This is a genomic window from Erythrobacter sp. (genome assembly GCF_023653175.1).
In the GTDB taxonomy this organism is placed as follows: Bacteria; Pseudomonadota; Alphaproteobacteria; order Sphingomonadales; family Sphingomonadaceae; genus Erythrobacter.
The window spans coordinates 1-10,003 of sequence record NZ_JAMNXL010000022.1 but is presented as its reverse complement, the minus strand read 5'-3'; the positions used below and the strand labels follow the sequence as shown (position 1 = coordinate 10,003).

The window sequence follows — 10,003 nt, the reverse complement described above, 5'->3', positions numbered from 1 at the left end:
CCGGTCATATCGGGGAAGAGATGGGGATGGAAGGGATTTTTCGGGGATTTTACGGGAAAACTGGTTAAGCTATTCTGATTCTAGCATTTTCTTCCGAAACCTAAGTCATTCCCCATAGCAACTTCCCCCGCCAAATCGCTGATTTCTCCGGAACAAACCGTGGCCTTCCCGCAGTTTCCCGCGCCCGCCCACGACTCTACCGCGACTCCGGCTCCGCGTCTCCCGCATTTTCCCCAAACTGGCCGCGCGCGGTCTCATCCGAGCACCCCAGCGACCAGCGCGCGCAGTCCCGCCCCGCCCTCGCCCGCCAGTTCGGGATGCTCGAACAGCGCGGCATCGGCGATCAGGGTCACTTCGCCCTTGCCGACCCGGCACCGCGCCGCCGCGCCGTCAGCAAGGAGCGTGCAAGCCGCGGCTGCGGAATTGGTGATGGACACCTCGCCTGCCACAATGAGCGGAAGCGCAGCTTCGCCAAGCGCCCGCTCGTTGACGCCGTCGCCCTGCGCCTCGTCGAAGCGCACCGCCAGCCCCCAGCGCGCCACCACCGGCGGGATCAGCGCGCTGTCAGCCGGACGGCGCGGATCGCCCAAGGGCAAGTCGTATTCCCCGGTCAGCGCCGGATCGAGCACCAGCAGCAACCGCCCACCCTCACGCACCCATTCATCAAGAGCGACATTGTCCGCTGGCGAGAGCCCGCGCGGCTGAATCACCGCCAGCCGCGTCAGCCCTGCCAGCGGGTCGGTCGCGGGGGCATCGGCAGCAAGGCCCGGGATCGGGCTGAGCGTGTCGAGCGGCTCAAGCACATAGCCCGCCTCGAGCGCGGTGCGCTGCCACGGCGGCGGCGCGCGGCCCGAGGCGATCTCCTCAACCCCCGCCCCGAGCGGCCAGTAGAGCGGCAGACTGGTCATCAGCCCGAGCCTTTCGCGCGCAGTCGCGCTTTCGGCCGCGGCAGGCGGGGCGGGCGCGCGGTCGCACCCTGCCGCCGCCAGCAGCGCGAGCAGCCCGGCTGCGAGCGCTCTAGTTCTGCGGCGCGGCATTGCCCGCGGGGCGCTGGCCCGGCGCGGGCAGGTCGAGCGGCTTGACGCTCGGCGAAGGGCTGGGCTCGGCGGCGATGTCGGGCACCACGCCCGCGTCGGCGAGCGGATTGGCTTGGGCGGGCGCGGCGCTCGGCTCGGTGGTCGGCGCGGCCTCGGGCACGGCGAGCTGGTCGTTGCGCTCGGCCTGGCCGCCGATGATGCTGGCAAGGCCGACCAGCAGTACCATCGACCCGATCCCGAACACCCCCACCTGCAAGCGCTGCATCGCCTCGGCGCGCACGGTCGAGGGCGGCGGCAGGTCGTCGGGCTCCCCGGCCACCTCGCCCGGCACGGCTGCGGGGCGGAACAGGCTGCGCTGGTTCATCCGCCGCATCCGTTCGCGCCACGAGAGCCCGCTCATGCCGCGGCTCCCTGCTTCAGCCAGTCGAAGGCCGGCAGGCCCTTGGCGGCGAGCCAATCGGGGTTGTAGAGGGTCGAGAGATAGCGAAAGCCGGTATCGCACAGGATGGTCACGACCTGCGGGTTCTCGCGCCCCTCGGCGACCAGCTCGCGGCCCAGTGCCACCGCGCCCGCGACATTGATGCCCGAGCTGAGGCCGAGGCATAGCCCCTCTTCCTTGAGCAGACGCGCGACCCACTGGAGGCCCTCCGTGTCGCTGATCCGGTACTGCGTGTCGATCACCGCGCCTTCGAGATTTGCGGTGATGCGCCCCTGCCCGATCCCTTCGGCGACCGACGATCCTTCCGCCTTCAGCTCGCCGTTGGCATAGTAGTTGTAGAGCGCCGCGCCGTGGGGGTCGGTCAGGGCAATGCGGATATTCTCGTCGAAGGCCTTGAGGCCGAGGCCCACGCCCGCGATCGTCCCGCCGGTCCCGGCCGCGCAGGTGAAGCCGTCGACCCGGCCGCCGAGCTGCTCCCAGATTTCCGGCGCGGTGCCTTCGATATGGGCGCGGCGGTTGGCGATGTTATCGAACTGGTTGGCCCACACCGCGCCGGGCGTCTCCTGCGCGATGCGGCGCGAGGTGTGGACGAAGTGGCCGGCGTCGGCAAACTTGGTCGGCGGCACCAGCACCAGCTCGGCGCCCAATGCCCGCAGCGTGTCCATCTTCTCCTTGGACTGGTTGTCGGGCATGACGATGATCGTCTTGTAGCCGCGCGCATTCGCCACCAGCGCGATGCCGATCCCGGTGTTGCCCGCCGTCCCCTCGACCACCGTGCCGCCCGGCTTCAACTCGCCGCTGGCTTCCGCATCGCGGATGATCCACAGCGCCGCGCGGTCTTTCACCGAGGAGCCGGGGTTGGCGAATTCGCACTTGCCGTAGATGTCGCAGCCTGCCGCGGCGCTGGGCCCGGCGAGGCGGACGATGGGGGTATTGCCGATCAGGGCGAGCGTGTCGCCGAAGGGGCGGGTGATGTTCATGTGGGTAGAGTTAGGCGTTCGGGCAGCGGGCCGCAACGGCGAAGTCCCGCTAGGGCAGCGCCAGCACCGCCTCGACCACCGTCCCCTCGACGATCTTCTCGGCCTTGCGCACCGCCGCCTTCAAGGGCAGCAGCCAGCCGCCATGCGCCTTGGAGGGGAACAGCGAGGTGCGCCATGTCGTGCCGCCGATGGTGGCTTCGACATAGACCGAGCCCCACGCGGCCGCGTTCACCGCCGAGGCGCGGATCGCGCTTGCGGTCTCGCCGTCGATGGTGAGGAAATACCACGCGGCCTTGGCAGGCTGGCCGTCCGCGCCCCGCCACAGCCACACGGCCCCGCGCACCGTCCACGGGCCGGCCGCAGAACCCTCGGCCGCTACACCCAGTTCGTCGCGCAGGAAACGGGCGAGGTCAGCGTCCACCGCCTCGCCCCGCCCGATCAATCTTCGGGAGCAATCGTGACGTGCAGCCCGTCGAGATCCGCAGTGAAGGGGATCTGGCACGACAGGCGCGAGGTCGCTGCGCGGTGATCGGAGGACTCCAGCAGATCGTCCTCGTCCTCGCTCATCTTCGGCAGCTTGTCGGCAAACGCCGGGTCGACCACCACGTGGCAGGTCGCGCAGGAGCAGCACCCGCCGCACAGCGCCAGCAGTTCGTCGAACCCGTTGTCGCGGATTGCTTCCATCACGGTGAGGCCGTCGGCGACCTCGATCTCGCTGGTGGCGCCTTCGCGGTTGGTGACGACCAGTCTGGGCATGGATCGGAGTTCCTTTTTGGGGTTGGGCGCAAGAAGCAGCGCTGTGAGAGGCTTGCCCGCGCTGCTAAGATAGTCTGGCGAGCAGTGCAAGTTAAGGAAAGTGCGAGTGGGGCTGACGGCGGAAAAATTGCGTGATGACCTCGATGCCGTCGCCGCGCGCGAGCCACAGCTGGCGAGCGCGCTGGCCCGGGTCGGCTATCCGCAAGCGCGGATTCGCGACCCCGGCTACAAGACCCTGCTGCGCACCATCGTCGGCCAGCAGGTCTCGGTCGCCGCCGCCGCATCGGTGTGGGGCAAGCTCGAGACGGAGCTGGGCGCGGACTTCACCCCGGCCTGCCTGCTGACACGCGATTTCGAGACCTTGCGCGCCTGCGGGTTGTCACGCCAGAAGCAGGGCTATGCGCGGTCCTTGTGCGAGCTGATGGAGGCAGGCGAGCTCGATTTTCACAACCTGCCCGCAGACGACGAAGAGGCGATCGAACTCCTCACCCGCATCAAGGGCATCGGCCGCTGGTCGGCGGAGATCTACCTGCTCTTCGCCGAAGGCCGCCCCGACATCTGGCCCGCGGGCGACCTTGCGGTGCAGGAGGGGGTGAAGCGGCTGCTCGAGCTGGAAGAGCGCCCGGCGGAAAAGGCGACCCGCGCGCTGGCCGAGCCGTGGTCGCCGCAGCGCGGGGCGATGGCGATTTTCACGTGGCATTTTTATGCGAACCCGGCGCTGTGAGTCGGCATCGGCTATTCGCGTCCGGCGCCCCGAATTGCCGTGCCGGATGCAGCTCTGAAGCGGACAATGCGGACACCCTGTCCGCTTTTCGAACTTCGATATTTTCACAAGAAATAATAGAGATAGACCGTCCCGCACAATGCAGACGGACAGGGAAGAGGGGCCTTGTTTGTCCCTCGGCGGTCTTGCGACCACCCTTGCTGCGATGCGAATGAGCCGACGCGGGTTGTAGCCGCGGGGATGCGTGTAGGAAATGTCGGAGATTGCAGGCTATCTGCCGAAAACATACCTTGCCGCAAACGATCCCGTTGCTACCCTCCCCCTCGCCGTCGCCCCGTGCTTGACACGGGGTTTGGCTACTTTGAAGCGGCGACAAAAGCAGAAGAAGTGCCTAACCCCGGATCAAGTCCGGGGCGACGAATGAGGGGATGACTGTCTCAGCCTCGTCTCGGCCAAAAGCGGACAGTCTGAAAGCGACCCCATTGTGGTCATCAGGAAAGTCGGTCATCAATATCGTTATGGGCTTCTTTTCTGATTTCCGGATTTTCGAGCGGCCTCCTAAGCCGGGGCCTCGTCTGTTCAGATGGATAGCTTGGCGCTGGCTTGCCCTGGGGTTCCTGTTCACAAGCTTGATCCTTGTTTTCGCCATCAGCCATTTCATCGGTGGCGAGCCGATCTACTACGTAAATGAGAAGCGTAACCTGACCGACGCTGAAGCTTGGGATATGATCCTCATGTTCCTATCCGGTGGCGGGTTCTTCTTTATCGCTGGCTTGCTGGGCGTGCTCTATTTGCCGGAGCATTGAGTCCGCGAACCACCCAGATCCGGTCATTCGACGGACTTTTGGATCCGCCCAAAACCCGCCATCCATTGGGTGTCGCATTGCCGAAGTAGCGGGCTCGGCTCACCGAGCGCTTTTGACCGCCTGACGATCCTATCGTCCTCCCCATTCAGCGCGGCCATTTCATTCTTGCGCTACCACGCCAATCCGGCGCTGTGAGGGTGCGTCCGGTTTAAATGTGTCCCGACCCGACTGGCACCTGTCGGCTAGCGCGCCTAATCGAATTGCCTCGACTTCTTCATAAGTAATGGTGCAATGCGAAGAACGCATGAGTGTGGGTGATTGCGTCATACCAGATAGGAAAAAAATATGACCGAAGAACGCATTACCGAAACCCACACGCCTGACGGCAATACCCATACAACCACGACAATCGTCACCGATCGGCAGAACTCTGGCGGCGGTACCAAATGGATCGGGTTGCTCGTGTTGGTTCTGTTCGCCGCAGCGGCGCTGTATGTGTTCTCGCAGATGAGCGATTCCGAAGCGGCGAAAGACGCTGCTGTTGGCGAAGCTGCTCAAAAGGTCGGCAATGCTGCCGAGCAGGTCGGCGAGGCTGCCGAGGACGCGGTCGATAAGGTCACCAACTGAGGGCCGCACCGCCCAACGCCGCAAACCAAATTCCGGCACACAGCCCGCCCTTGACCGCTGTCCCGGCCTTCCGATGAAAAGGACCGTGAGTTGCAGCACTCTGCCTGCTGACAAGCGTGTCAGTCCGCTCTAGGAAGGTTGCAAATAGCAATCGGGACGAGGGAACCCCCATGACACAACGCAGCATCTTCATCACCGGCGGCGGCTCCGGCATCGGGCGCGCCACCGCGCTGCACTTCGCGAACCGGGGCTGGTTCGTCGGGGTCTCCGACATCAACGAGGCCGGGATGGCCGAGACCCTCGGCGGAATCGCGGGCGAGGCCAAGTGGGCGGGCCGGCTCGACGTGCGCGACCGGGCGGCGTGGGACGAGAGCCTTGCCGCCTTCGCCGCTGCCGCCGGGGGCCGGATCGACGCGATGGTCAACAATGCCGGGATCGGCACCGGCGGCGCGCTCGCGGACCTTGGCAAGGACGAGATCGACGCCTGCCTCGACATCAATTTGCGCGGGGTGCTCTACGGGGCGCAGGCGGTCTATCCCTATCTGAAGGCGAGCGGGCCGGGATCGGCGCTGATCAACATCGCCAGCGCCGCTGGCCTGACCGGCGGGAGCGGCATGAGCGTCTATTCCGCCACCAAGTTCGGGGTGCGCGGGATCGCCGAGAGCCTTGATGCCGAATGGGCGCCCGACGGGATCACGGTCGCCTCGATCTGCCCGAGCTTCATCGACACGCCCCTTCTTGACGGCACCGGCAACCGCAACACCAACGAGAACATCCGCACCCGCGTCACCGCCGCCGGGCTGGAGATCACCCCGGTCGAGGAAGTCGCGCAGGCGATCTGGAATGCGGTCCACGGGCAGGAACTGCACTACCTCGTCGGCAAGACCGCGCGCCAGCTCGCCTTCGCCAAGCGCTGGATGCCGGGCCGGGTGCGCAAGCAGCAGCGCGCGGCTGGGCGGCAGGGGTTATTGGGGAAGTAATTAGCGCCTTTTTTTTGTCCGCACGCCCTCCGGCGTGCGAAATCCTCGCTCACACGGCGTCTTTGTTGGCCTACCGCTTCGCTGCTTGAGGCCTGAAGGCCCCGTCGCTGCGGGCGGCCGTTCGGCCTTGCGACCCTGCGGGCCGGAATCAGCGCAGGCTCTCCATCACCGCCCGCCCCTCGGGCGAAAGGAAGGGGAGCGCATCCTTCCACGGCACCACGATTTCCTCGGTGTTGGCGAAGATCACGTAGGGCAGCTGCGGCACGAACACCGGGCCCTCGCGGGTCAGGCCGATTTCCCAGCCGGAGTTGACCCAGCCGGAGTTGAACGGCTCTTCGGGCGGCCACCAATCGCTGTCCTCGCCGTGCCTCGGCCAATGCGCGGCGATGACCTTCCACAGGTCGTCGCCAAGCCCTGCGACGGGGCGCTTGGATGAACGGGGTTCGAGCCCGCTCTGCCAATCGTAAAAGCCGAGTGCGCCCGGCTTGAACCATGTCGAGGGATCAACCTCGGCCCCGCTGTCACGGTCATGGACGGCCATATAGAGGAAGTGGTTGGGGTGCGAGCCGCCGCAGTAGCCCGTGCCCGAATAGCGCAGGCCCAGCCAGCGCGGGGTCAGCAGAATCGGCACCAGCGCCTCCTCCGCATAGCCGCCGATGCCGCCAGGCAGCGACATGCCGACGCATTGGCCCATCGCGTGCGCCGCCGTGCCATCGGGCAGGAACGCGGCCAGCGCGCGGTTGATCGCGGCGTCTCCGGGCTCCACCGGATCGAGCGCGAGCGAGGCGATGCTGTAATCCTCGAGCCCCGCCCGCGCCGGCCCCTTGTACTCGAGCTCGGTGTATGGCGTTCGGGCAAAGCGCTTGCGCCGCGAGGTGATCTTGCCCCCTGCCAGCATGGCGTCGAGAAACGCGCCCGTCTCGCAGGCAGTGCCATATTCGGGGAGGGTCACGGGGCTGGCGGTGAGGTTGATCGGGCGCGTCTGGTCACCCTTGCGCCATTCGCCGGTCCGGCTCTCGCCTTCGGGCGGCTGTATCACCCAGACAGCGCCGGTCGTGTCAGAGCGCCCGGTCATCTCGACAAGCGGCTCGGCCTCGTCCAGCTCCACCACCCTGAGCGGCTCGCGGGCATCGTCGGCGTAGTAGATGCCGTCACGCACACCATCGTCATAGAAGCAGGCGGTGATCGCCTTGTCGCCCAGCGTCCCCTTCCAGACGCGCCCCTCTCCGGGTGCCTGCTCGGGCTCCGCATCTTGCGCGGCAGCGGGCGCCGCCACCAGCGCCAGCGCCAGCGCCGCAAGCAGCGCGGCCCCTCGCATCACACCAGCACGTCGATCGCGGCGGCGAGCTTGGCGTCGCGCGCCGAGAGGCCGCCGCTCTCCCCCGCATCATGGGTGGTCAGCGTCACCTCGACGCGGTTGTAGACGTTGAACCACTCGGGATGGTGGTCCTGCGTCTCCGCCAGCAGCGCGACGCGGCTCATGAAGCCCCAGGCTTCCGAAAAGTCCTTGAAGCGGAAGGTGCGCGCGATCGCCTTGCCCTCGCGCGCGCTGCTCCATTCCGGGTGGGCGGCGAGCAGCGCGGCGGCTTCGTCGGACGTGAGTTCGGGGACGGACATCGGGCGGTTCCTTGGATGGGGTCGCTTGTTTGCTGCCCGCCTTTTCCCTAACGCTGCGGCCCAATGCAAGCGCCCCCGAACCCTGGCCTCTTCCTCGCCGCCGACAATCTCGCCTGCCGCCGGGGGGATCGGCTGCTGTTCCGCAAGCTCTCGTTCCGGCTGGAAGCGGGCGCGGCGTGCCACGTCACGGGGGCCAATGGCGCAGGCAAAACGACGCTGCTCCGCGCGCTGGCGGGGCTGAGGACGCCCTATGCGGGCACGGTGGAGCGCAAAGGCGCGCTGGATCTGGTGGACGAACGCACCGGGCTCGATCCCGATCTGCCCTTGGGCAAGGCGCTGGCGTTCTGGGCAAAGATCGATCTCGACAGCCCCATGATGTTCGAAGCTTACTGCGAACGGCTCGGCCTTAACAACCTGCTCGAGGTGCCGGTGCGCTACCTTTCGACCGGGCAGAAAAAGCGCGCGGCGCTTGCCCGGATGATGATTTGGGGCGCAGACATATGGCTGCTGGACGAGCCGCTGTCCGGCCTCGACACTGCCAGCCAGGCCCTCGTGAGCGAACTGGTGCGCGAGCACTGCAGCTATTACGGCATCGCACTGATCGCCTCGCACCAGCCGCTCGACGTGCCGGGGATGACCAGCTTTGCCATCGAGGATTACGCCCCTACCGAGACGGAGGAGGAGGCATGATCCTCGCCCTGCTCCGCCGCGATCTGGCGCAATTCTTCCCCTTCACCGGCAGCGGGGCGGCGCTGCCGACCGTGTTCTTCGTCGCGGTGGCGATGCTGTTCCCCTTCGCGGTCGGGCCGGACGTGAACCTGCTCGCCAAAACCGGCGGCGGGGTGGTTTGGATCGCGGCGCTGCTGGCGGCGATCCTGCCGCTTGAAAAGCTGGTGGCGCGGGACATTGCGCTGGGGTTCTTCGACCAGCTCAAGCTGCGCGGGGCTACGGAAGAGGCGATGATGGCGGTGCGCCTGCTCGCCCATTGGCTGAGCTTCGGCCCGCCGCTGCTGCTCGCGACCTTCCCGGCGGCCGCGCTGCTCAAGATCGAGGGTGAGAGTTTCTCGATCCTGCTCCTCGGTCTGCTGGCGGGCACCCCGGGCCTTGCCGCTATCGGCTTGATGATCGCCGCGCTGACCGCTTCGCTGAGGGCAGGCGCGGCCTTGTCCGGCCTCCTCCTCATCCCGCTCGCCCTGCCCATCCTGATTTTCGGCGCGGGCGCGCTGGCGCGGCAGGATCCTGTGAGCCTCGGCTTCGTTGGAGCAATAAGCCTCGGGCTGGTCGCGATCGCGCCCTTCGCCGCCGGGGCTGCCATCCGCGCTGCACGAGAGAATTAGTGAGAGCCCCAGAAAGCCACACCCGTGCCAACTTGCTGATGGGACGGATTGCGATTGCGCTGCTGGCCTTCACGCTGTTCGCTTTCGCGCTGAAGGCGGTGGCGCACCCTGAGGTGCAGGCGCGCTACACCCCGCTGGTGGTGTTCCACGCCGGGTCCATGATCGCCTGGCTGATCCTGCTGGCGAGCCAGAGCTTCCTCGCGGCGAAATACCGGTTGGCGGCGCACCGCGCGACGGGGCGTGCCTCGATTGCCCTTGTCGCGGCGATGCTGGTGAGCGGCGGGGTGATCTCGTGGCGGATCGGGCTGGAGCTCGGCCGCCCCGAGGTGACGGTGGTGAACCTCGCCGCCTTTGCGACCTTCATCCCCCTCTATTTCGCCGCCCTGCACTACGCCCGCCGCCGCGACATCGCCGCGCACCGGCAGGCGATGCTGATCGCGACGCTGGCGCTGATGACCCCCGCCTATGCCCGGGTGGTTCAGGTGCTGGACCTGCCCGATCCGGTCGCGATTGCGGTGCAGGTGCCGATCACCGTGCTGGTGTCGGCGGGCTATGACTGGGTGCTGTACGGGCGGGTGACGCGGCCGGTGTTGGCGATGCTGGGGTTCTCGGTGGGGCTCGTGGTGGTGATGAGCGCTGTGCTGGCGGTGCTGTTTTTGTGAGCGTCAGGTAGCGGGGCCCTGGGTCAAGCCCGGGGCGG

The 10,003-nt window shown here is 67.0% G+C and carries 14 protein-coding genes; 7 read left to right on the top strand and 7 right to left on the bottom strand.

Features of this window, described 5'->3' with window-relative positions; genetic code table 11:
* Positions 1-254 precede the first annotated feature (254 nt).
* The 5 genes from NBV68_RS04575 to NBV68_RS04555 are packed head-to-tail and all read right to left on the bottom strand — an operon-like array spanning position 255 to position 3,212.
* Entirely contained in the window at positions 255-1,037 is a 783-nt protein-coding gene (locus NBV68_RS04575) for a DUF4350 domain-containing protein (protein ID WP_296307588.1), read from the bottom strand.
* Positions 1,018-1,437 (bottom strand): hypothetical protein, encoded by a 420-nt coding sequence (locus NBV68_RS04570; protein WP_296307587.1) that lies wholly within the window; start codon positions 1,435-1,437, stop codon positions 1,018-1,020. The genes NBV68_RS04575 and NBV68_RS04570 overlap by 20 nt, the downstream gene beginning before the upstream one ends.
* A complete protein-coding gene (locus NBV68_RS04565; protein WP_296307585.1) occupies positions 1,434-2,456 on the bottom strand; it encodes a cysteine synthase A in 1,023 nt (340 codons plus the stop codon). Before NBV68_RS04565 ends, NBV68_RS04570 begins: the two co-directional genes overlap by 4 nt.
* A gap of 49 nt (positions 2,457-2,505) precedes the next feature.
* A complete protein-coding gene (locus NBV68_RS04560; protein ID WP_296307584.1) occupies positions 2,506-2,877 on the bottom strand; it encodes a DUF1905 domain-containing protein in 372 nt (123 codons plus the stop codon).
* Positions 2,878-2,894: 17 nt separating this feature from the next.
* Positions 2,895-3,212, bottom strand: a complete 318-nt coding sequence (locus NBV68_RS04555; RefSeq protein ID WP_296307583.1) for a 2Fe-2S iron-sulfur cluster-binding protein — start codon at positions 3,210-3,212, stop codon at positions 2,895-2,897.
* Between the two features lie 106 nt (positions 3,213-3,318).
* Between NBV68_RS04555 and NBV68_RS04550 the strand changes: the two genes are divergently transcribed.
* The 4 genes from NBV68_RS04550 (at position 3,319) to NBV68_RS04535 (ending at position 6,349) form a co-directional block, all read left to right on the top strand.
* Positions 3,319-3,936, top strand: coding sequence for a DNA-3-methyladenine glycosylase 2 family protein (locus tag NBV68_RS04550; RefSeq protein ID WP_296307582.1), 618 nt, complete (start codon positions 3,319-3,321; stop codon positions 3,934-3,936).
* A gap of 428 nt (positions 3,937-4,364) precedes the next feature.
* Complete coding sequence (locus NBV68_RS04545) at positions 4,365-4,742, top strand: hypothetical protein (protein ID WP_296307581.1); 378 nt, start codon at positions 4,365-4,367, stop codon at positions 4,740-4,742.
* A 345-nt stretch (positions 4,743-5,087) separates the two neighbouring features.
* Positions 5,088-5,369 carry a hypothetical protein gene (locus tag NBV68_RS04540; RefSeq protein ID WP_296307580.1) on the top strand — a complete coding sequence of 94 codons (282 nt, stop codon included), beginning with the start codon at positions 5,088-5,090 and terminating at the stop codon, positions 5,367-5,369.
* Between the two features lie 170 nt (positions 5,370-5,539).
* Positions 5,540-6,349 carry an SDR family oxidoreductase gene (locus NBV68_RS04535; RefSeq protein ID WP_296307578.1) on the top strand — a complete coding sequence of 270 codons (810 nt, stop codon included), beginning with the start codon at positions 5,540-5,542 and terminating at the stop codon, positions 6,347-6,349.
* Between the two features lie 148 nt (positions 6,350-6,497).
* Here NBV68_RS04535 and NBV68_RS04530 read toward each other — a convergent pair whose 3' ends face one another.
* Together NBV68_RS04530 and NBV68_RS04525 are read right to left on the bottom strand one after the other, a co-directional pair.
* Positions 6,498-7,667: a hypothetical protein gene (locus NBV68_RS04530; RefSeq protein ID WP_296307577.1), complete on the bottom strand. Its 1,170-nt coding sequence runs from the start codon at positions 7,665-7,667 to the stop codon at positions 6,498-6,500.
* On the bottom strand, positions 7,667-7,966 hold the full coding sequence (locus NBV68_RS04525) for a 4a-hydroxytetrahydrobiopterin dehydratase (protein ID WP_296307576.1): 300 nt from the start codon (positions 7,964-7,966) through the stop codon (positions 7,667-7,669). The genes NBV68_RS04530 and NBV68_RS04525 overlap by 1 nt, the downstream gene beginning before the upstream one ends.
* 63 nt (positions 7,967-8,029) lie before the next feature.
* Between NBV68_RS04525 and ccmA the strand changes: the two genes are divergently transcribed.
* Genes ccmA through NBV68_RS04510 form a run of 3 tightly spaced genes read left to right on the top strand, consistent with a single transcriptional unit; the run spans position 8,030 to position 9,965 of the window.
* Positions 8,030-8,656 carry a heme ABC exporter ATP-binding protein CcmA gene (gene ccmA, locus NBV68_RS04520; protein ID WP_296307575.1) on the top strand — a complete coding sequence of 209 codons (627 nt, stop codon included), beginning with the start codon at positions 8,030-8,032 and terminating at the stop codon, positions 8,654-8,656.
* Positions 8,653-9,303, top strand: coding sequence for a heme exporter protein CcmB (locus NBV68_RS04515; RefSeq protein ID WP_296307574.1), 651 nt, complete (start codon positions 8,653-8,655; stop codon positions 9,301-9,303). Before ccmA ends, NBV68_RS04515 begins: the two co-directional genes overlap by 4 nt.
* A complete protein-coding gene (locus tag NBV68_RS04510) occupies positions 9,303-9,965 on the top strand; it encodes a hypothetical protein (protein WP_296307573.1) in 663 nt (220 codons plus the stop codon). Before NBV68_RS04515 ends, NBV68_RS04510 begins: the two co-directional genes overlap by 1 nt.
* Positions 9,966-10,003: the final 38 nt, after the last annotated feature.